At 44.7% G+C, this 20,633-nt stretch carries 18 protein-coding genes; 14 read left to right on the plus strand and 4 right to left on the minus strand.

Features of this window, described 5'->3' with window-relative positions; all coding sequences use genetic code 11:
* Positions 1 to 72: 72 nt before the first annotated feature.
* Entirely contained in the window at positions 73 to 987 is a 915-nt protein-coding gene (locus R8N49_RS00425) for a chemotaxis protein (RefSeq protein ID WP_005385059.1), read from the minus strand.
* A 214-nt stretch (positions 988 to 1,201) separates the two neighbouring features.
* Between R8N49_RS00425 and ppiC the strand changes: the two genes are divergently transcribed.
* The 6 genes from ppiC (at position 1,202) to R8N49_RS00455 (ending at position 8,256) form a co-directional block, all read left to right on the plus strand.
* Positions 1,202 to 1,543 carry a peptidylprolyl isomerase PpiC gene (gene ppiC, locus R8N49_RS00430; RefSeq protein ID WP_080276970.1) on the plus strand — a complete coding sequence of 114 codons (342 nt, stop codon included), beginning with the start codon at positions 1,202 to 1,204 and terminating at the stop codon, positions 1,541 to 1,543.
* Positions 1,544 to 1,886: 343 nt separating this feature from the next.
* Positions 1,887 to 3,191 carry an MATE family efflux transporter gene (locus R8N49_RS00435; RefSeq protein WP_161441156.1) on the plus strand — a complete coding sequence of 435 codons (1,305 nt, stop codon included), beginning with the start codon at positions 1,887 to 1,889 and terminating at the stop codon, positions 3,189 to 3,191.
* Between the two features lie 171 nt (positions 3,192 to 3,362).
* A complete protein-coding gene (locus R8N49_RS00440; RefSeq protein ID WP_186585153.1) occupies positions 3,363 to 4,124 on the plus strand; it encodes an ATP-binding cassette domain-containing protein in 762 nt (253 codons plus the stop codon).
* A 20-nt stretch (positions 4,125 to 4,144) separates the two neighbouring features.
* On the plus strand, positions 4,145 to 4,993 hold the full coding sequence (locus R8N49_RS00445; protein WP_186585155.1) for an ABC transporter ATP-binding protein: 849 nt from the start codon (positions 4,145 to 4,147) through the stop codon (positions 4,991 to 4,993).
* Complete coding sequence (locus R8N49_RS00450; RefSeq protein ID WP_186585157.1) at positions 4,983 to 6,497, plus strand: ABC transporter substrate-binding protein; 1,515 nt, start codon at positions 4,983 to 4,985, stop codon at positions 6,495 to 6,497. Before R8N49_RS00445 ends, R8N49_RS00450 begins: the two co-directional genes overlap by 11 nt.
* Before the next feature lie 4 nt (positions 6,498 to 6,501).
* Positions 6,502 to 8,256: an ABC transporter permease subunit gene (locus R8N49_RS00455; protein WP_412034899.1), complete on the plus strand. Its 1,755-nt coding sequence runs from the start codon at positions 6,502 to 6,504 to the stop codon at positions 8,254 to 8,256.
* A gap of 177 nt (positions 8,257 to 8,433) precedes the next feature.
* On the opposite strand, the gene R8N49_RS00460 is transcribed toward R8N49_RS00455, so the two are convergent.
* Positions 8,434 to 9,192, minus strand: coding sequence for a DeoR/GlpR family DNA-binding transcription regulator (locus R8N49_RS00460; RefSeq protein WP_005375354.1), 759 nt, complete (start codon positions 9,190 to 9,192; stop codon positions 8,434 to 8,436).
* 266 nt (positions 9,193 to 9,458) lie between these two features.
* Here R8N49_RS00460 and ltnD point away from each other — a divergent pair, with 266 nt between their 5' ends.
* The 6 genes from ltnD (at position 9,459) to R8N49_RS00490 (ending at position 15,607) form a co-directional block, all read left to right on the plus strand.
* On the plus strand, positions 9,459 to 10,376 hold the full coding sequence (gene ltnD, locus R8N49_RS00465; RefSeq protein ID WP_318189858.1) for an L-threonate dehydrogenase: 918 nt from the start codon (positions 9,459 to 9,461) through the stop codon (positions 10,374 to 10,376).
* Positions 10,377 to 10,401: 25 nt separating this feature from the next.
* A complete protein-coding gene (gene otnK, locus R8N49_RS00470; protein ID WP_031777204.1) occupies positions 10,402 to 11,658 on the plus strand; it encodes a 3-oxo-tetronate kinase in 1,257 nt (418 codons plus the stop codon).
* Positions 11,659 to 11,669: 11 nt separating this feature from the next.
* On the plus strand, positions 11,670 to 12,317 hold the full coding sequence (locus R8N49_RS00475) for an aldolase (RefSeq protein WP_005385078.1): 648 nt from the start codon (positions 11,670 to 11,672) through the stop codon (positions 12,315 to 12,317).
* Positions 12,317 to 13,093 (plus strand): 2-oxo-tetronate isomerase, encoded by a 777-nt coding sequence (gene otnI / locus R8N49_RS00480; RefSeq protein WP_047101720.1) that lies wholly within the window; start codon positions 12,317 to 12,319, stop codon positions 13,091 to 13,093. Before R8N49_RS00475 ends, otnI begins: the two co-directional genes overlap by 1 nt.
* A gap of 61 nt (positions 13,094 to 13,154) precedes the next feature.
* Positions 13,155 to 14,114: a D-erythronate dehydrogenase gene (gene denD, locus R8N49_RS00485; RefSeq protein ID WP_064369125.1), complete on the plus strand. Its 960-nt coding sequence runs from the start codon at positions 13,155 to 13,157 to the stop codon at positions 14,112 to 14,114.
* Entirely contained in the window at positions 14,114 to 15,607 is a 1,494-nt protein-coding gene (locus R8N49_RS00490; protein WP_005375369.1) for a GntP family permease, read from the plus strand. The genes denD and R8N49_RS00490 overlap by 1 nt, the downstream gene beginning before the upstream one ends.
* A gap of 266 nt (positions 15,608 to 15,873) precedes the next feature.
* Here the strand turns inward: R8N49_RS00490 and rcnR are convergent, their stop codons facing one another.
* Entirely contained in the window at positions 15,874 to 16,146 is a 273-nt protein-coding gene (rcnR, locus tag R8N49_RS00495; RefSeq protein ID WP_005375370.1) for a Ni(II)/Co(II)-binding transcriptional repressor RcnR, read from the minus strand.
* Between the two features lie 135 nt (positions 16,147 to 16,281).
* Here rcnR and R8N49_RS00500 point away from each other — a divergent pair, with 135 nt between their 5' ends.
* Together R8N49_RS00500 and R8N49_RS00505 are read left to right on the plus strand one after the other, a co-directional pair.
* Positions 16,282 to 17,358, plus strand: coding sequence for a nickel/cobalt efflux protein RcnA (locus R8N49_RS00500; RefSeq protein ID WP_171344147.1), 1,077 nt, complete (start codon positions 16,282 to 16,284; stop codon positions 17,356 to 17,358).
* Positions 17,359 to 17,908: 550 nt separating this feature from the next.
* Entirely contained in the window at positions 17,909 to 19,468 is a 1,560-nt protein-coding gene (locus R8N49_RS00505; protein WP_017635256.1) for a methyl-accepting chemotaxis protein, read from the plus strand.
* 147 nt (positions 19,469 to 19,615) lie between these two features.
* On the opposite strand, the gene R8N49_RS00510 is transcribed toward R8N49_RS00505, so the two are convergent.
* Positions 19,616 to 20,515: a LysR family transcriptional regulator gene (locus tag R8N49_RS00510; RefSeq protein ID WP_005375376.1), complete on the minus strand. Its 900-nt coding sequence runs from the start codon at positions 20,513 to 20,515 to the stop codon at positions 19,616 to 19,618.
* Positions 20,516 to 20,633 lie beyond the last annotated feature (118 nt).

Below are 20,633 nucleotides of genomic sequence, written 5' to 3' on the forward strand. Positions count from 1 at the left end.
ATTAGCGGATGTGAGCATCAGGGATAGGACAAGCACTGCATTATATTCTCAAATCAAGTCGCCCAATAAGAGTTAAGAAGTCATAGCTTTGGCTTCTAGCTCTTTTGCTCCTCGAAGCATCGCTTCGATTAGTTCTCCTGCATTGAATTTCTCAAGTGCCTCATGCGCGCCAACTTGGTGAGCTCTGTCTACACAGATTTCGCTCGATAACGATGTGTGTAAAATGCGGTATGAATGGTTCAGAGAGGAATTATTCTGAACTTCAAATGCTAACTCATAACCGTCTAATCCGGGCATTTCAATATCGCTGACCAGAATATCAATTGGGCGATGAGCCGCAGCGTCACTTTTCATCAGTTCCAATGCATCTAAACCATTTTTACAGATTTGATACCCAATATTGATGCTATCGAGTGCGTCACACAGCTGTTTACGAGCGATGGAAGAGTCATCCACCAATAGAATACTGAGTGCTTTTAGGCGTTCTCGCTCAATATCTGTCAGCATTGGGATCTTTGAATTCTCGTACTGCGGATAAATTTTGGAAAGTAGCAGTTCCACATCCAGCATTTGAACAGTTTTATCCTCGTAGCGAGTAATTCCAGTCACGAAAATATTTTTTCCAGCGCTCGGAGGTGGCGTTTCAATAGCTTTCCAATCGCACTCAATGATCTTCTCTATACTACGAACCATAAAAGCTACCACGGTTCGCAAGCAATCTGTCACGATCAAGTAGCAGCTTTTATATTCTTCTTCACTTATAGGACGAAAGCCAACAGCCGCTGACATATCGATCACTGGTACTGTTAAGTTACGTATCGTAACGGTTCCAATGACATGATGATGCGAGTAAGGGATCTTCGTCGTTGGCATGTATGGGACGATTTCACGGACTTTTAGCGTACCGATAGCGAAACTCTGTTGCAGGGTGAGCTTAAACATCAACATGCCCTGAGACTGATTCGCTTTGCTAACGACTTTTGCCATGAAAATAACCTTATAAATACCACCGAATTGTGTCTAATCTAATCTTATCAGACGAAGGCTTCAACCATCGGAGAGACAAATGTGAGCTTTTTAGGCAATCTTTTAGAGAATAGTGATTAACTGAGCAAAACTTGTTTGTATTTTAAACTCATTATATAGACGATTTTATATTCCACGTGCATTTTGGCCTTTGCCACTGAGCTACTATTAAGAAATGTTTGGTCTGTTAAAAAGGATTGGGTACACTTGCGCGACCAGAATAGTGAGAGATAGATCAATGGCAAATACAGCAGCCGCATTACATATTCTTGTGAAGCACAAAGAGCAAGCGGAAGACATAATCAAGCAACTGAAAAAAGGCGCAAAGTTTCAGACATTAGCGAAGAAGTATTCAACTTGCCCGTCAGGCAAACGCGGTGGTGACCTTGGTGAATTCCGCCGTGGTCAAATGGTACCTCAATTCGACAAAGTGTGCTTTTCTGGCGAAGTGTTAACGCCGCATCTAGTTAAAACCAAGTTCGGTTGGCATGTTGTAAAGGTGCTTTACAGAACATAAGGCTTGGTATCGACCTAAACATTGTCAGATGAAACCCACAAGCATTAAATATCATCTGTACGGTCTCTTTTCACCAATCACTACCGTTATGACATGGCAGATACATTCTGATCTGCCATGCTCAACCAAACGCTAATCTTTCCAAACTAGAAACTCATTTATATGCAGTTAACTTGGCTTTTCTCATAAGTCGTTATCCTATTTCAAGCTTTGGTATGAGAATACGTTGGCTGGTTGTATCAATTATCAATGCTATTCCTTGCTGGCGAACTTTGGTTCATGTTCGGGCGCCATTCGCATATGATAGCGACCTTATAAAAATTAACCCCGTTCATAATTTAAGATGTCCCTGACTCATAAAGACTATTTTAAAATCGCATTTCCTTTCATTGTTTCTACTGTTACCCAACCATTGTTGGGGGCGGTGGACACCGCGGTGATCGGTAAACTCGGTGTGGCTGAGATGATTGGTGGTGTGGCGATCGGCACCGTCATCATGAACACCTTGTATTGGTTGTTTGGCTTTTTCCGCGTAAGTACTACGGGGCAAAGTGCAATCGCATTAGGTAAAAATAGCCCAGAAGATCAAGCGAGCAGCTTATTTCGTCCTTTCGTACTTTCGCTTTGCCTTGGCTTGATTTTCATTGCGTTGCAGTCCGTGATTTGGATGGGGGCAGAGCTGATTATCTCCCCTGATGCAGTCGTGGCCGAAAACGCGAAGATTTACTTCGATATCATGATCTTTGGTGCACCGTTTGTACTGCTGAACTACACCGTGATTGGTTGGCTGATGGGGCAGGCGAAAGCCAAAGAAACCTTGTTCACGCAAGTGTTTGGTAACGTGCTGAACATCGTGCTGGATATCGTCTTTGTGTTGTACTTCGATATGGGCATTGCTGGTGTTGCGGTGGCGACACTTATCGCGCAAATCTCGACGTTTGTTATTGGTGCGGTGCTGGTGTTGAAAACCTGTCGCTTCCCGCTGTTTGATCACATTCAGACCGCAAAAATGACGCGTAAAGATCTCAAAGTCATTGCGTCTTCCAATATGGATCTGCTGCTTCGTACTGTGTGTCTATTGGTGTTCTTCAACATGATGGCGCGTGTAGGCTCTCAGCTTGGTTCTGATGTGCTTGCTGCGAACGCAATCATGATGCAAGTGACCTTTATCGTCAGCTACATGTTCGACGGTGTAGCGAACGCGTCGAGCGTCTTTGCAGGTAAAGCGGTAGGGCAGAAGAATCCGACATTGCTTGATAACGTGATTAAGCTAAACACGCAATGGACCGCGGCGTTCGTTGTTGTCTTGACCTTGCTGTTAGTGCTGTTCAAACACCAAGTGGTGATGTTGTTTACCACCTTGCCAAATCTTGTTGAACTGTATCTAGACATGAGCCCTTGGTTATTGGCATTCCCGTTGGTTGCTGGTTTTGGTCTTACGTTTTACGGCATCTTTACCGGTACAGGGACGACGCGACCAGTGCGTAACTCTACCTTTCTAACCATGGTGTTGTTCTTAGTGACTCAATTGATTGCGGTGCAATATTGGGGCAACCACGGTTTATGGCTGGCATTCACTTTGTTCTACGTTGGGCGCTTTGTCTTCTTGTTTCGATACCTCGGTCAAGTTAAACAAAAGTGTCTTTAATTCACACTGTCACAAACGACCTAATTTAGATGTTCTTATAACAAGGGTGGAGCCATCTGCCCTTGTTGATAAATCTGAAAAAGGTGATGAAATAACCTTTCCGACTGGTTTCCTTGCTTTAACCCGCATGATATTATTTGTGATGTTATATTATTACATTTAGTTTATGCCGTGATTTCTCAACCAATACTCTCCGTTAATAATCTCAGCCTTACAGACTCAGAGCGCACACTCTTCAAAGACATTTCTTTTGAGCTGTTTCAAGGTGAAGTTCTTGCCATTATGGGACCTTCCGGCATTGGTAAATCCATGTTGTCGAAAGCCGTCGCAGGTTTTTTGCCGTCTGATATTTGGGTAGACGGAAGTATCCAGCTTAACAGCAGTGAAGTCGCACAAACTGCCATGCTGCAACGGAGTCAATCGCAGCGTCCTGCGGTCATTTTCCAAGATGCACTTAAAGCGCTGAATCCATTGGCCTCTGTCGAACAACAACTGTGTTTGGCATTGACGGGCAACAAAACGCGTTTGTCTTCAGCAAACCGAGACACGGTGACGACCTTGTTATCTCAACTTGGATTTGCGGATCCAAAAGCAGCATTAGCGCAGCATCCAAGCCAGCTATCTGGTGGTCAACGTCAGCGTATTTGTATTGCGATCGCGTTGCTTGGTAGTGCCAACTTGATCATCGCGGATGAGCCCACCAGTGCGCTCGATCCAATCACCGAAGCGGAGATCCTTGAGTTGTTTCGCAGTAGTGTTCAGCAACGCAACATCAGTGGTTTGTTGATCACGCACGATCTATCTGCGGCTTTGGCGTGTGACAAAGTCTTGGTGATTGCGGACAACACCATGGTGGCTTATGGCGCACCATGGCAAGCCATTCAGCAAAGTTCGCATCCTTTCTGCCAACAACTTGCGCAACTGCTGCCTTAACCTCATCTCTGGAGCCTATTTTGACTAAGCACAACTTGAGCGGGCACACGCAGCCTAAATCGGCGGAAGTTCGCTTTGAGCAAGCCAGTGTTCACTATTACTCCAAACCAAGTTGGTTAGGGGGCAAACCGTTTAAAGCGCTCGAACAATTGGATCTTGCCATCGACACAAAGAACATTGCGATTGTTGGTCCTTCTGGTGCGGGTAAATCGACCTTGATTGAACTTCTGTTTGGTCTTCGTAAACCCACATCTGGTGAAGTGTATGTGTGTGGCTATCCGCTATCGCGTAGCTCGGCTAAGCAGCGCCAAGAGTTGTGTCAGCACATTCAACTGATTCCGCAAGAGCCGCAATCGAGCTTGAATCCTTATTACACCGTTCGCCAGATCTTACTGGAGCCGCTAAGCAACATTGGTTTGATGCAAGAGCTCAACGAGAAGGTGGAAAAGGTCTTGGCGGATGTCGGTTTGGATCTCACATTGCTGGATCGTAACCCGCAGCAATTATCAGTTGGGCAAGCCCAACGTGTAGCTATCGCCAGAGCTTTGATTGTTGAGCCTTGTGTATTGGTTGCCGATGAGCCAACCAGCAGCTTAGACCCCGTCAGTCGTAAACAGACTCTCGACTTGTTGGCAGGCATTCAAAAGAGTCGTCAGATGCGCCTGATTTTGGTGACGCATGACCTCGATGCGGCACAAACCCTATGCGATGAAATCCTGGTGTTAGACAAAGGACGTGTTGTCGAGCACGGCACGGCACAAAACGTGACAAATAACCCATCGCACTTGATCACGAGAGCCTTGATGAGCGCTCAACACAAAAGTAATGAATTCACAAAAAACATTGGAGAGGTTTCTTATGCACCTTAGTACTCCCAAGTTAGCTTTGTCGCTGGCTTTAAGCGCACTGCTGACGGGTTGTTTTGACTCTGGCGAAAGCAAGCCAGATGCGGAAAAAGCAGCTGCACCGCAAGCAACGGAAATTCGCGTCGCCATGATGCAACCACCACGCACAGGTTTGTCGCCACTTTCAGATGACGCGTTCAAACTGTCACGTTGGAGCACAGCAGAGACGCTAGTAAACCTAAACGATCAGTCGGTAGCAGAGCCTATGCTGGCAACAGAGTGGGAACAAGTTGACCCGATGACGTGGCAATTTACGGTACGTAAGGGCGTGAAATTCCACGATGGTTCTGAGCTTGATGCAAACGCGGTCGTGAACTCTCTACAAAAAGCATTAGATGCCGCACCAAAGCCACGTATTTTGGATGGTATCGAATGGCAAGTTCGCGCATTGGACGACTTCACTGTTGAAATCAAAACGACCTTTAACGATCCATTGTTGCCAAGCCGTCTATCTAGCCCACAGTTAGCGATCCTTTCTGGTGCTGCATATCAAGAAAACGGTCGTGTTGTTCCAATCAATGCGGGTACGGGTCCATTCGTTCTGACAGAAATCAACGGGACAACCAGCGCAAAACTGAAGCGTTTTGACGGTTACTGGGGTGAAAAAGCAAAAGTAGACCGCATTTTTGCTGAATACGTACCAAACGGTTTTGCTCGTGCTGCGGCACTACGTACCGGTGAGGCGGATGTCGTTGAAGCGGTTCCTGTTTCGCAAATCGCGATGATGGAATCTTCACAGCTGCACGAAGTTGCAATGCCACGTACCAACACGCTTTACCTAAACAACAAATCAGATGTGTTTAGCCAGTTCGGTTTGCGTAAAGCAGCAGCTCAAGCGGTTAACCGTGAGCAAATCATCAAAACGGTTTACGAGAACCACGCCGATTCAGCGAAAGGTCTGTTAGGTCCAGCATTGGCATGGGCTCAACCAATTCGTGATGCGAACCCTCGTATGGAAACCATGGAAATGCGCCACGCGAATGGTGAGAAGATCACCATTGGTACGTTTACCGACCGTGCAGAGTTGCCAGAAGTGGCGGTGCTACTAAAGCAACAACTTGAAGCGGCTGGCTTTGTGGTTGAGCTAGACGTTCGTGAATACGCACAAATCGAAAACGATGCACTAGCAGGTAAGTTCGATGCGTTCTTGTTGTCACGTGCAACAGTGCTGGATTCTGGTGACCCAGTGGCGTACATGCAAAGTGACTTTAGCTGTAAAGGTTCTTACAACCTGGGTCAGTTCTGCTCTGAAGAAGTAGATGCTGCATTGAAACACGCTGATCGTCAGCCATTGGGTGAGAAACGCCAACAAGCGATCATCGAAGCAGAAAGCAAAATCCTTGAACAATACGCTGTGATTCCACTGCTTCACGAGCGTGTAATCCAAGGTGAGAGTGATCGTGTGAAGAATGCACAACGTGACCCACGTGAGCGTCGCCTGATCGACCAGTTTACTGAGGTGAACTAACTCGATGTCGTCTGTTGCCAACATGCGTTCTCGTTGGAGCGCTTGTATGCCTGAATGGTTTACGCGTTTTTTGTCGCGCTTCCTGTCACTCGGGGTAGTGGTTGTGCTGGTGGGTTTGATGCCGGATATTGCCGGTATCGACCCAAGCCAATCAATCCTCCGTGCTCGTGCGGGTGCTCAACAATTGCTGACGGCAGAAGCTCTGCAAGCAATTCGAGAAGATCTTCAACTTGACCGCAGCGCTGCTGAGCGACTGTGGGATTGGTTGACGCTTGCCATGCAAGGTGACTTAGGTGTCTCTTGGGTGAGCGGGGCGTCCGTCATGGAGAGCGTTCAACAAACCGCAAAAACGTCACTATTACTGATGCTTACAGCGTTAGGTATGGCATTTGTAATGTGCATGGCGAGCGTGCTTTACACCGTGCGTCGTTGGCAACAGAATCGTTTAGACAAGCATCATGACACGCTCAGTTCGATGTTGGTCTCATTGCCGGAATACGTGATTGCTTCATTGCTGATCATGGTATTTTCCATTTGGTTAGGTTGGTTCCCACCTTATGGTTGGCAAGGCGTGCAAAACCTCTGGCTACCCAGCTTGGCAATGGCATTGCCTGCTGCTGGTTTGTTCGGGCGCTTGCTCAATGACAGCCTCAAGCGAGTATTAGATGAGCCTTGGGTGATCACTTGGCTATCGGCAAACGTCAGTAAGTTTCAAATCTTACGCTTTGCCTTGTGGCGTGCCGTTAGTAACTTGATTCCTCAAATCGCAATGACGGTGATTGGTTTAACCGGCGGTGCGGTTGCTGTGGAGCAAGTGTTTTCCATTCCGGGTATCGGACGATTGATCTTAGGCGCGGCGAAGTCACAAGATCTGCCGATGCTGCAAGGTGGTTTGTTAGTGTTGCTGGTGTTATCGATGTTGATCAGCAGTGCGAGCATCTTATTGCAACGCTGGTTACTCGGGCACAGTGTCACGAGTGGCAAGTTGATCAGCAGTCACAGCACGTTTCGTTTTACCCAAAGCACCACCAAACGTGTTGTCAGTGCGACAATCTTTGCCTTGCTGATTGGTTGTGCGGGATGGGCCTTAATGCGCGATCCTTACACTATCCAATTTACCCGCCTTGAATCGCCAAGCTTAGCTGCCCCGTTTGGTGCCGATGCGGTTGGTCGAGATCTGCTTGCTCGTGTTGGCGGCGGTATGATGTCGACAATCAAAATGGGCATCATCGCAACCTTCCTAAGTTTGGTGATTGGTTTGCTGCTCGGCTTCGTGACTCGTTATAGCCAAGGCTTAATTGAGATCACCAAAGGTGTGCCATACATTGTGGCGGGTCTGCTGATTGCTGGTCTAACGGGGATGAACCCAAACAGCGCTTTGATTGCGATTGTTATGGTGTCATGGGCACCATTAGCGGCGCACTGTGCGAGCTTGTTGATGGAAGCCAAAGCGCAGCCTTACACGCATCTTGCGCCCATTTGGGGAACCAGTCAGTGGCGAGTACTCCGTTACTACTTGTTACCTTATGTGCTGCCGCCATTGATTCGTCACGCGTTTCTGCGTTTGCCATACATTACGCTCAGCCTGACGTCTCTGAGTTTTATCGGACTTGGCGTTAAGCCGCCAGAACCTGAGTGGGGCTTATTGATTGCGGAAAACTTGCCTTACATAGAGCGCTCACCATTAGGTGTCTTGCTGCCAATCTCAGGCTTAGTTTTGATGGCAATTGCGGTGAATTTGATTTTTGATGACAAGTGACGAGCAGCGATAAAGCGAAGTGAGCTTCCATATCCAGATGTAATCAGTAATTTGGTAATTTAGAAAACAAAAGGATGTGTTTTCTGCCAGAAAGTACACAGCACGGTCTATGTATATTGGAAGCACCTATAAATTAACGAGTATAAAAGTTACGCGAACTCAGATGTTTAGGTAGTGTTACTCTTTATACACACGTAATCCTTTATCCGTTAATTCTTGAGTGACCACTTCGGATAGGTTTCGATCGGTAATAATTCCGTCCAATTGCTCGATGTCTAATGCATGAAAGCTCGCTATCTGACCGTATTTAGTTGAGTCTGAGATCAGATAATTGGTTTGTGCCGCCTTGATGATTGCTTTTTTAACGAGAACTTTATTTTCATTAGGTGTTGATAAGCCTTTCAAGCTCCAAGATGAAGTCGAAATAAAGGCGATATCAATATTTAGCCCATTCAAGAACTCTGCGACTTTTCCTCCAATGGTGGATTGGTTCTCGCGGTCAATTTTTCCCCCAGTGTGGTAAAGCTCACATTCACTGTGCGTCATAAGGAAAGCAGCAATAGAGAAGTCATTGGTGATCACTAAAAGATCATTACGATTTGCTATTTGATGGGCGATTTCTAGAGAGGTTGTTCCCGCATCCAAGTAAATCGTAGCGTCTTGACCAATTAACGTAGCCGCCAGCTTACCAATTTGAATTTTTTCATCCGCTTGTTGCTCGACCTTCGCATCATGGGAAAGTTCGGAATGTAGAGCTTGAGCGAGTTGCACTCCACCAGAAACAGAAACGACTTTACCTGATGATTCAAGCTTCACGATATCACGACGAATGGTCATATGTGATACGCCAAGGTGGTCGGTTAAATCTGAAATGCTTAACACTTCTTGATGTGATAACAGGGATAATATGGTTCTTTGACGTTCTGCTGGGATCATAGTTTCACTTCTATATTCTTGTTTTTCAGTATCCTACCAATCTTTTCATTTGTTGTGAATATCTGTGAATTATGTTCTCAACGTTGTAAGAACAGCCTTCGCTTGTGTTAACTGCTCGGAATATCTCTGCCCATAAAGAGGTATATATCACGACATTGTTAATTTGTGTGAAAAAAATGTGATTCAAAGCGAGGTCTTAGTATTAATCTTCACATATAATCACATCAACCAAACAAGAATTAACAAAGTTTAATAGACCAGAAGGCATTGTTTTTAAGAGTGAAGTTCAATCTGTAGGTGTTATCGGTTTAGGCTCTATGGGAATGGGCGCCGCAAAGTCATGTGTGCGTGCAGGCCTAGATGTCTATGGTTTCGATTTAAATTCTCAAGCGCTTGAAGAGTTAGGTTCATTCGGTGCAAAAGCTGTTTCTACAAATGCAGTTGAGTTTGCAGATAAGCTTGATTCGGTTCTAGTTCTTGTTGTGAACGCAGCTCAAGTTAACACGGTCTTGTTCAAAACCGGTCTTGCTACAGCGCTTAAGCCGAATACGCCAGTAATGGTTTCAGCAACCATCTCAGCAGAAGACGCAAAACAAATTGAAGCGAAATTGGCAGAACACAATCTTGTGATGCTTGATGCACCGGTATCTGGTGGTGCTGCAAAAGCCGAATTAGGTGAGATGACTATTATGGCGTCGGGAGCGCAAAGCACATTTGATGCACTTGAACCAGTACTCAACGCAACGGCAGCTAAAGTCTACAACATCGGTGAAGCGATTGGCCTAGGCGCAACTGTGAAGATTATCCACCAATTGCTAGCAGGTGTTCATATCGCAGCTGGTGCTGAAGCAATGGCATTAGCGGCACGTGCAAACATTCCTCTTGACCTGATGTACGACGTGGTGACGAATGCAGCGGGTAACTCTTGGATGTTTGAGAACCGCATGAAGCATGTGGTTGATGGTGATTACTCCCCTAAATCTATGGTCGACATCTTTGTGAAAGATTTAAACCTCGTATCGGACACAGCAAAAGATCTCAAATTTCCACTTCCTCTATCAAGCACAGCACTAAACATGTTTTTGAGTGCAAGCAATGCTGGTTTTGGCCAGGAGGACGACAGTGCCGTTATCAAGATTTTTGATGGTATTGAGCTTCCAGGTGTAGAAAACAAACAGAAATAAGCGCACGTAAAACGGAGAAAAAATGATGTTATTAGGCGTTATCGCAGACGACTTTACTGGCGCAACAGACATCGCAGGTTTTCTTGTAGAAAACGGCATGCGCACAGTTCAGCTTAACGGTATTCCAAAAGAAGAGATTGATGTAAACGCAGATGCGGTCGTGATCAGTCTTAAATCTCGCTCTTGTCCTGTAGATGAGGCAATCGAGGATTCAGTAGCGGCGCTTAAGTGGCTGCAAGCAAATGGCTGTCAGCAGTTTTACTTCAAGTACTGCTCAACGTTTGACAGCACAGCAGAAGGTAACATTGGTCCTGTAACGGATGCACTGCTTGCAGAGCTAGGTGAAGCGTTCACCATTGTCTGCCCATCATTACCAGTGAATGGTCGCACAGTTTTCAACGGCCATCTATTTGTATTCCAAGACTTGCTAAGCGACTCAGGTATGCGTAATCACCCTGTGACACCAATGACTGATTCAAGCCTAGTTCGTATGATGGATGCTCAATCTCAAGGCAAATCTGGCCTGGTGAACTTCCAAATAATTGAACAAGGTCCAAAAGCGGTAATTGAGCGCTTTGAAGAGCTAAAAGTACAAGGCAACCGCTACGCAGTGGTTGATGCATTCAATGCAGAGCATCTTGTCACACTTGGCCAAGCGGCGAAGTCTCTAAAACTGGTAACTGGTGGTTCTGGTTTGGCTGCGGGTATTGCTAAGAACTGGATAGAGAGCCTTGAAGATCAAAGTGATGCGAAGCAAGAGGGGAACCCTAAAAAAGCACCAACCGTTGTGTTATCTGGATCTTGTTCTGTCATGACCAACCAACAGGTCGCTGTTTACAAAGAAAAAGCGCCACACTTTGCTATTGATGTGAAGGCGTGTCTGACGGAAGAAGACTACTCAAATCAAGTGTTTGATTGGGTCATGACCAACATCGAAAGCGAGTTCGCACCACTGGTTTACGCAACCGCAGATGCAGCGGCGTTAAAAGCGATTCAACAAGAGTTTGGCGCGCATGCTTCAAGCCACGCGGTTGAACAATTCTTTAGCCAACTTGCAATCAAACTTCAGCAGCACGGTGTGAAAAATTTCATCGTTGCGGGTGGGGAAACCTCAGGGGTTGTAACCCAAAGCCTAGCCGTAAAAGGTTTTCATATCGGTCCTCAAATCGCACCAGGTGTACCTTGGGTGAAGTCACTTGAAGGCGAGCTTTCTTTGGCTCTGAAATCGGGCAACTTCGGCGATGAACACTTCTTTGCCAAAGCACAGTCGTTTTTTGAATAGGTGAGGTTGTGATGAATAAAGAATTGATGACAGAACAACAACTGCGAGAGCAAATGGTCACTATGGCGCGCTCTATGTTTGAACGTGGCTATGCGACTGGCGGCGCTGGCAACCTTTCTCTAAAACTGCCTAATGGACACTTTCTGGCAACGCCAACTGGTTCTTCGTTCGGCCGCTTGATTGCTGAAGAGCTTTCGGTTGTGGATATTGATGGCAACCATATCTCTGGTGAAAAGCCATCAAAAGAAGTGGCTTTTCATCTGGCGATTTATCGAAATAACTCAAAGTGTAATGCGATTGTGCATCTGCATTCTACTTACTTGACGGCGCTTTCTTGTCTTGAAGGTCTAGATCGCGAGAATGCCATCAAAGCTTTTACACCTTACTTTGTAATGCGCATTGGCGAACTGCCAGTGATTCCGTACCTGCGCCCGGGCGACCCTCAGATTGCTGAAGAACTTGCGCAGCGGGCTAGTGACTACCGAGCTTTCCTCCTGGCGAACCATGGTCCAGTGATCACGGGTACGGACTTTGAAGATGCAGTGGATAACGCAGAAGAGCTAGAAGAGACAGCGAAGCTAGCGTTCATTCTTAAAGATAGCAACATCCGCTACTTAACGGATACTGAGATTCAAGACCTAAAAGGGAGAGGTAAGTAATGGCTAAATTCGCGGCAAATCTGACAATGTTATTCACAGAAGTTCCTTTTCTAGATCGTTTCGAAAAAGCACACCAAGCGGGCTTCAAAGCGGTGGAATACCTTTTTCCATACGCATTCGAAGCGCAAGAACTAGCAAGCAAGATACAGCAGTTTGGTTTTGAGCAAGCGTTATTCAACATGCCTCCAGGTGATTGGGATGCAGGTGAACGAGGTTTTGCAGCTATTCCGGGGCGTGAGGATGAATTTAAAACGAGCGTCGAGACTGCGCTGATGTACGCCAAGGCACTGAACTGTAAAAAGGTTCACGCTATGTCTGGCATTGTTGATTCACGCTTCACTCGTGATCAGCATATTGAAACCTTTATCTCAAACATTCGTTATGCAGCGGATAAGTTTGCCGAACAAGGTGTTGAGCTGATGATTGAGCCACTCAACAATCGCGATGTACCGAACTACTTTGTTGCACATCAACGTGAAGCGGTGGAACTCATCAAACAAGTGGCTCGTCCAAACGTGAAATTGCAGCTCGATCTCTATCACGCACAAATTATGGACGGTGATCTGAGTACGTTGATTCGCGATGTGGCGCCATACACAGGCCATATTCAAATTGCTTCTGTGCCTGAAAGGCACGAACCATCGGAAGGCGAACTGAATTACCCACACCTATTCAATGTTTTGGATGACTCTGGTTACCAAGGCTGGATCGGTTGTGAATACAACCCAAGGCATAGCACGCAGCTGGGCCTTAGTTGGGTTAAACCATACCTATAACAATTTTAATTTCTATCCATAAATAACTTGAAACCAATTACAAAAACAAAGGGTCGTGACTATGAATATTATCATAACTGGAGGGGCGGGTTTTCTCGGAACCCTACTTGCCAAATCACTACTAAAAGAAAACAAAGCTGAAAGTATTACTATTGTCGACATTCAAAAGTCGCGCTTAGAGGGCATTGATGACCGAGTCGTTTCTTTAGTCATGGATATGACAAAGCGAGAAAATATAGACCAAGTTATTACTGCCGAAACGACACACATTTTTCATTTAGCGGCAATTGTATCGAGCCATGCTGAGCAAGATTTTGATTTAGGCGTAGCTGTAAACCTGACGACCACACAGTTATTGCTTGAGCGTTGCCGTAAAGTAAACCCTAATATTCGTTTTACGTTTGCTTCATCTTTAGCTGTCTTTGGTGGTGATCTTCCGGAAACGATTACACCAATAACAGCACTTCATCCTCAGTCATCCTACGGGACGCAAAAAGCCATAGGTGAGTTATTGGTTAACGACTATGCCCGTAAAGGCTTTGTTAAAGCTGTATCCGTACGTTTACCGACTATTTGTATTCGCCCTGGGAAACCAAACCTTGCCGCTAGCTCTTTCGTAAGCGGAATTATTCGTGAGCCTTTGAATGCTCAAGAATCAAATTGTCCTGTAGACCCTACGCTAAAACTTTGGATATCGAGCCCGTCTAGAGTGGTGGACAATATTCAATATGCAGGGCTAATGCCTTATGAGCAGTTAAATAATCTGTCCTATAGAACGCTTAATTTACCTGGTATTCAAACTACACCAGCTGAGATGATTCAAACAATGGACACTCTAACGGGTAAACAACTTTCTAATTATATTACCTATGAGCATGATGCGGGTATTGATCGTATTGTGAGTAGTTGGCCACAAAAAATTGATTGTACTAAAGAACTGGAGCTTGGATTTAAAGCAGACAGTAATTTCAAGGATGTATTACAACAATTTATTTCTGTTAACAATATGGAGATTGTCTAATGTTACCAACCTCAGTAATTGGACTAATAGTAGCCGTATCAGTCCTTGTTTTTCTTGTGTTACGTACAAAAGTACATGTGTTAATTGCGATGTTAATTGCGGCATGTATCGCAGGTATTATTGGTGGGTTAAGTGTTGACGACACGATTGCGACCGTTAGCAAAGGATTTGGTGGAACATTAGGCGGTATAGGGATTGTCATCGGTCTCGGCGTTATGATGGGGGCTATTTTAGAGGCTTCTGGAGCAGGAGAAAGTATTGCCTATAATTTTATAAAGTGGTTAGGAAAAAAGAAAGAAGAGGCCGCTCTTGCTGTAACTGGCTATATTGTTAGCATCCCAATCTTTGTGGATAGCGCGCTTATCATTCTTTATCCAATAGCGAAGTCTTTGTCAAAAACGTCCAATCGCTCGATTTTAACGCTTACGGTTGCTCTGGCGGGCGGCTTGGTCGTAGCGCATCACGCTATTCCGCCGACTCCAGGGCCTTTGGGCGTTGCTGGTATCTTTGGTGTCGATCTTGCCAGCATGTTAGGTTTTGGTTTGATGATCGCAGCGCCTTGTGTCATGGGTATTGTTTGGTATGCAAGATGGTTAGAAAAGCAGTTTCCTGAATTCATTCCAACCGAACATTTCTCGAAGTCTAGTGAGCAACTGATTAATGATCACAAAGAGTACATTGCAAGTAAAGAAGCGAAAGACCTACCATCTTTAAGTAAATCTATCGCTCCAATTATTATCCCAATTTTACTTATACTTGCGAAATCAGTGATGGGTTTATTAGAGGGGACTTTCGGTTTCGAAGGGCTGACTGCAACAACATTTGGTCAATTTATCGCTTTTATCGGCAGCCCTACTATTGCACTATCAATAGCGACGTTACTAGCGGTTTACACATTGGGTAATAACCTTACCAAAGAAGAAGCGAATGAAAAGATGGAACAAGGAATCTCCACTTGTGGCATCATTTTGTTAGTAACAGGAGCTGGTGGCGCGTTAGGTGCCGTATTGCGTGAAACGGGTGCGGGCGCAGAGATTGCCAACCAAGTTGCAGGGCTTCCTATTTCTGCGGTTATGATTCCATTTATTATTGCGACGTTAGTTCGTATTATTCAGGGCTCTGGTACAGTCTCCATGATAACCGCTGCTTCTATATCTGCCCCAGTTTTAGTGAATATTCCTGACGTTAACCTTTTATTCGCAGCGACGGCAGCTACGATGGGATCTCTATTTGCTGGCTACTTTAATGACTCGCTATTCCATATTGTTAATCGATTAATGGGGGTGACTGAGGTTAAGAAACAACTCATTATTTGGACTATTCCAACAACAATTGCTTGGGCTATTGGTGGTTCATTAGTCATGATTCTTAACTTATTCTTCGGATCTCATGGTTCAATCTTTGATCCTGTGTTACCACTTGCTGTACTTTTGGGGTGTGTTGCATTTACAAAATCTTACAGCGCTAAGCACGTCGAATTACAAGAGGTATAAAGGTTTACTTGTACTCTTCCATAAAGTAAAAACCTATCACAATATGTATTTTTATCAGATAGTTTAGAGTTTTTTAATAATATGAACGGCCCTATGTTTGGGCCGTTTTAGTTCTTATAAATAAACTATTTAAATTGAACCGATATAGGTTCCGTTTTCAACTTAATCAATATGAAATGGAATTGTTATTTCCCGCTTAGTAAGAGATTACCTATAAAGGTTCTATTCGAGTTTAACTCTAGTGATTTTACTCTAGCGAAGTAGGGTTACTTTATATAAGAGTCCAGTACTTTTAATACGACTTCCATATCTTTTTCACGTTGAGTTTTGTCTTCCTCAAGTACGACGTGTTCAAGTAAGTGACCTTTAATTACTTCTCGCATCAAACCATTTACTGCTCCCCGAATAGCGGCAATCTGCTGCAACACATCTTGGCATTCATGCTCTTCTTCCAGCATTTTTTTAAGTCCATTTACCTGACCCTGTATTTTACTGACTCGAGTGTTGAGCTTCTTTTGATCTCTGGTTGTATGCGACATGTCTTATCTTCTTTAAGTTACGGGCCGAGTTATTCTAACTGATAATGTAGCACTCAATTTATACTGGGGGGTAGTATTTAATACTAGGGGGGAGTATAGTTTGCGATAAATTAGAATCAACAACAGAGAACAACAATGGATTTTGTCGCGTTACTACAACAAGGTAATGGGTGGTTCTTTATTCCCAGTGCCATTTTGCTTGGCGCCTTGCATGGTTTAGAACCTGGGCACTCTAAAACGATGATGGCGGCGTTCATTGTCGCGGTGAAAGGAACGGTCAAACAAGCCGTGATGCTGGGTTTAGCTGCCACACTTTCTCACACTATAATTGTATGGTTAATCGCTGTTGGCGGGATGTATATTAGCCAGAAATTCACCGCTGAAGCGGCTGAACCATGGATGCAACTTATCTCTGGGGTCATTATCGTGACAACCGGCGTATGGATGTTTTGGCGGACATGGAGCGATGAGCGAGCTTGGAACAAAGCTCAGGATCATGCTCGCGACTGGACGACGCAAGTTGTGGATACAGGACATGGGCATGTTTCGCTTTCGATTACACAGGAAGGGGAGCATCACCGTTTCCAATTGCGAACACTCAGCGGTAAACCTTTAACTGCTGAAGGTATCAAGGTTTCGGTATCGAGTGATGGTTATCAACCTGCTGATATCTATCACTTTATAGAGCGTGATGGATACTTGGAATCGGCGTCTTGCATTGAAGTCTCTAATGGACTTTCTGTCACTTTGATCATCGGGCACCATGATCATACCCATGACTTTGATGTACATTTCCGTTCTGGTTCTCATTTAGAAAGCGAAGATAAGGAATATCAAGATGCTCACGAACGCGCTCACGCTTTAGACATTCAAAAACGCTTTGAGAATCGAGACGTGACGAATGGGCAAATTCTGCTGTTTGGATTAACGGGCGGTTTGATTCCATGCCCTGCTGCGGTAACGGTTTTGCTTATCTGTTTGCAGCTTAAGGCAATGACTCTTGGTGCGACTTTAGTTGTGTCATTCAGTATTGGCTTAGCCTTGACTCTGGTTGCTGTTGGCGTTGTGGCAGCAGTGGGCGTGCAAAAAGCGACATCTAAATGGAGCGGTTTGAATGATGTTGCACGTCGAGCTCCTTACTTATCGGGCGTCTTGATCAGTGCAGTTGGTTTATACATGGGTATGCATGGATACATATCGCTGACAAGTTAAACTCTGTGGTAAAGATTTTTTTCCTTTCTTTTTTTATGGGCAATGGCTTCATGCCTTGGTTTGCCTATTTTGCTGCCGATTCTTGATTGAGAATCACTCGATCTGACATCGCTGCCATATCTACAAACCAAGTCATTCTCGCTTCACCAAGCATCTCGGATTACAACCGCTGCAATTGTGGCTCTAATATCTGAACCTGAGATACTAAATGATAAAACGGGAGCACTGACCACAGTGCTCCCGACGGTCAAAACGCTAATTAGAAGTCTTTTCTTTAATGTTCGATACCAATTTGGTCGCATAGTTAAATTTAACTATGCAAACGTTTCCTTTTGCGTACTCGTCCCTTCGCCAAACCTCGTAGAAATGTGACGTTTTGAAGACTTTTTTTCCTTCTGTCTAAAGTAATCGGGAACCAAGCAGATACATAGTTATAAAGTTATGTCTTGCTCTGCCAAACAGACCCAAAATGCAGTTTGGTTGGTTTTGGAGAAGAAAGGCTTAGCGCTCGATTAATGAGCATCAATTGAATTGTATTGAGACAATTATAATGAAAAGAATCATCTTATTAGCAGTCTGCGCCATGTTTGGTATTGCTGTCGTGGCGAGTATGGCATCAACGTACCTAATTTCGAGTCAGAAAATCGATGACATCATCTTAAACAAATCCCAAGTTCAAGCTGAGTTTCTAGCGGGAAATGCGAGTTATATTTTGGAGAACTCAGCTAATCCAATGCAAGATTTACAATCGCTTGTTGAGGGGCTGAAACAACGTTCAGACGTGAGCTATGCCGTTGTAATTGATCGTAACGTGACGGCAGTAGCCCACAGTGATAAGCACAAGTTGAACAAAACCTATAACGATGAATATACTGTTGAAGGCGCGACGAGAGGTGTTCAACAGTACTCAAAGTGGTATGCCGATGTCCAGAAAGTATGGGTGTTTGACATCATGGCACCAATTTATGTGGATGGTCAGTTATACGGTACTTTTGATATCGGTATTCCTATTACTGAAGTGAGCCAAGCGACGAATGGAATTATTACTTACCAGTTGATCTCTATGGTGGCGATCTTCGTTATGTGTGTTTTGATTCTGTCACTTCTGCTAAATAAACTGATGAGACCGCTTTCTGCGCTTAAAGACGCTCTACAAGACATCTCAAAAGGAGACGGAGACTTAACCGTTCGTTTGCCAGCGAAAGGTAATGACGAAGTCGCGCAAATTTCTTCTGCTTTCAACGTTTTTGTTGGGAAAGTACATGAGATTATTACACAAGTTGTAAATACTGGTGTGGAGCTTAATAGTTCAGCTGTCGCTTTGCGTGGGCAATCTCAACAAGCGCTCACAAGAGGGCAAGAGCAGAACGAGCAAACCATGCTGGTTGTCACATCCATGAACGAAATGATTGCGACGGTCAATGAAATTGCCTCCAATGCTGCCGGAGCGGCAAATGCTGCGAGTGCAGCAAGTAATGAAGCGCAAGATGGCTACACGACGCTAGAAAGAACCAAAACGGCGATGACTAATCTTGAAAACGAGATGAACAGCACTTCCAACATTATCGTGAGTCTTGCTGAAAATACTCAGTCGATTGGTAGTATTCTAGAGGTGATTAGAGGTATTTCGGAGCAAACCAATCTATTGGCTCTCAATGCGGCTATCGAAGCGGCACGCGCTGGTGATGCCGGCCGAGGTTTTGCAGTAGTCGCTGATGAAGTTCGCAACCTAGCGACTAAAACGGCTCATTCTACCGATGAAATTGACAATATGATTCACCAGCTACAAACTGAAGCTCAAAGTGCGGTGAATTCAATGAGTAATAGTAAGACTCTTATTGAAGAAGGAACGGCAGAAACTGAGTTAGCTCGACAGGCTTTAGAAGCAATAGCTGCACAAGTGACGACTATTTCAGATATCAATACTCAAGTAGCAACCGCAACAGAACAGCAATCAACGGTAGCAAACGAAATTAATATGAACATGGATACCGTCAGCCACTCAGTGAAAAGTGCGCTAACAGCGAGTGAGCAACTAGAAGAATCAAGTCAACAACTCGCGGAGCTATCGCGAACACTCGATCGTCACGTAGGAGCGTTTAGAATCTAAACGCCAACTGACCCTCTTTAATAAAAGCCAGTAAATGTTAATTGCTGGCTTTTTTATTTGAAAAAATCGAGTCTCAAATCGCTTAGCGGTGTTTGTCCTTTCTAGACGATAAAACAGAATACGATAAATTAGTTGAGTAAAGCTTAGCTAGGCGTTAAGTTTTGCGTTTTGCTTTAAATGTTCAACAAACATAGATATTTTCTTAGCTACATGTTTTCTTGACGAGTAAAAGGCGTAAAGCACTAAATCCTCAGGTTCGTACTCTAGAGTGACGATTTCTAGCTCACCATTTTTGATCTCATTTTGGCATGACTCAATTGGCAATATTGCGTATCCAAGCCCTAATAACGCGCCATATCTGGCGAGATGACCGCTGTTTACTTTGAATGAAGATTGCACAGTTTGAGTAATATGGCCCCCAACAGGGTTTCTGAATACCCATGGTGCACCATTTACTGCGGTAAGCGTCGTGATGCAGGGAACATGACTTAGATCCGTAATTTTGTAAGGGGTGGCGTATTTCTCAATTAATTGAGGCGCGGCTAAAATGGCACTGGGCCAGCGTTTTATCTCTCTCGCCACCCAGTTACTGTCTGACAAAGTCCCTCTATGAAAACTCAAAATGACATCAAAGCTGTCAATAACATCATCTTTAGGGTTTAGCGTTGTATCGCAAGACAAAGAGATTGACGGGTATTGCGTGCAAAAGGTGACAACCGCTTTGGCCAGTACAGGTGTGTCTGGCATAAGAATTCGCAGTTCCCCTGTTACCGTGTGCGAGTGGCGCGTTACCGTTTCTAGTGCGGCGTTGAGTTGCTCCAATAACGGACGAGTGCTGCTATAGAGCTCTTCTCCAGCCTCGGTAGGCGTCATTCGCCTTGTTGTTCTATTGAACAACCTAATGTTTAACTTTTCTTCAAGCAGGGCAATGTGTCGGCTGATATTTGATGTTGGTATATTCAAACACTCAGCGGCTCGCTTAAAGCTGTTGTTCTCATAAACACAGTGAAAACTTTTTAACCAGATTTGGTCAACGTTATCAAACATTTCATTATCCCACTTTATTGGATTATCAAGCCAGCATATCGCACTTTATCCCTGTACTAAGTTACATACAATTTTATTTACAAGTTTAAGCGAACAAACAACGAGATATCGCGCTAGA

The organism is Vibrio sp. 1978 (genome assembly GCF_033344345.1).

What these genes read in the sequence shown, in the direction of transcription:
- otnK (WP_031777204.1), top strand. Translation starts at nt 10,402, where the DNA reads ATGTTATTAGGCGTTATCGCAGACGACTTTACTGGCGCAACAGACATC.
- R8N49_RS00460 (WP_005375354.1), bottom strand. Translation starts at nt 9,192, where the DNA reads ATGATCCCAGCAGAACGTCAAAGAACCATATTATCCCTGTTATCACAT.
- R8N49_RS00455 (WP_412034899.1), top strand. Translation starts at nt 6,502, where the DNA reads ATGTCGTCTGTTGCCAACATGCGTTCTCGTTGGAGCGCTTGTATGCCT.
- R8N49_RS00425 (WP_005385059.1), bottom strand. Translation starts at nt 987, where the DNA reads ATGGCAAAAGTCGTTAGCAAAGCGAATCAGTCTCAGGGCATGTTGATG.
- R8N49_RS00435 (WP_161441156.1), top strand. Translation starts at nt 1,887, where the DNA reads ATGTCCCTGACTCATAAAGACTATTTTAAAATCGCATTTCCTTTCATT.
- R8N49_RS00510 (WP_005375376.1), bottom strand. Translation starts at nt 20,515, where the DNA reads ATGTTTGATAACGTTGACCAAATCTGGTTAAAAAGTTTTCACTGTGTT.
- denD (WP_064369125.1), top strand. Translation starts at nt 13,155, where the DNA reads ATGAATATTATCATAACTGGAGGGGCGGGTTTTCTCGGAACCCTACTT.
- rcnR (WP_005375370.1), bottom strand. Translation starts at nt 16,146, where the DNA reads ATGTCGCATACAACCAGAGATCAAAAGAAGCTCAACACTCGAGTCAGT.
- R8N49_RS00475 (WP_005385078.1), top strand. Translation starts at nt 11,670, where the DNA reads ATGAATAAAGAATTGATGACAGAACAACAACTGCGAGAGCAAATGGTC.
- R8N49_RS00500 (WP_171344147.1), top strand. Translation starts at nt 16,282, where the DNA reads ATGGATTTTGTCGCGTTACTACAACAAGGTAATGGGTGGTTCTTTATT.
- R8N49_RS00450 (WP_186585157.1), top strand. Translation starts at nt 4,983, where the DNA reads ATGCACCTTAGTACTCCCAAGTTAGCTTTGTCGCTGGCTTTAAGCGCA.
- R8N49_RS00505 (WP_017635256.1), top strand. Translation starts at nt 17,909, where the DNA reads ATGAAAAGAATCATCTTATTAGCAGTCTGCGCCATGTTTGGTATTGCT.
- otnI (WP_047101720.1), top strand. Translation starts at nt 12,317, where the DNA reads ATGGCTAAATTCGCGGCAAATCTGACAATGTTATTCACAGAAGTTCCT.
- ppiC (WP_080276970.1), top strand. Translation starts at nt 1,202, where the DNA reads ATGTTTGGTCTGTTAAAAAGGATTGGGTACACTTGCGCGACCAGAATA.
- R8N49_RS00490 (WP_005375369.1), top strand. Translation starts at nt 14,114, where the DNA reads ATGTTACCAACCTCAGTAATTGGACTAATAGTAGCCGTATCAGTCCTT.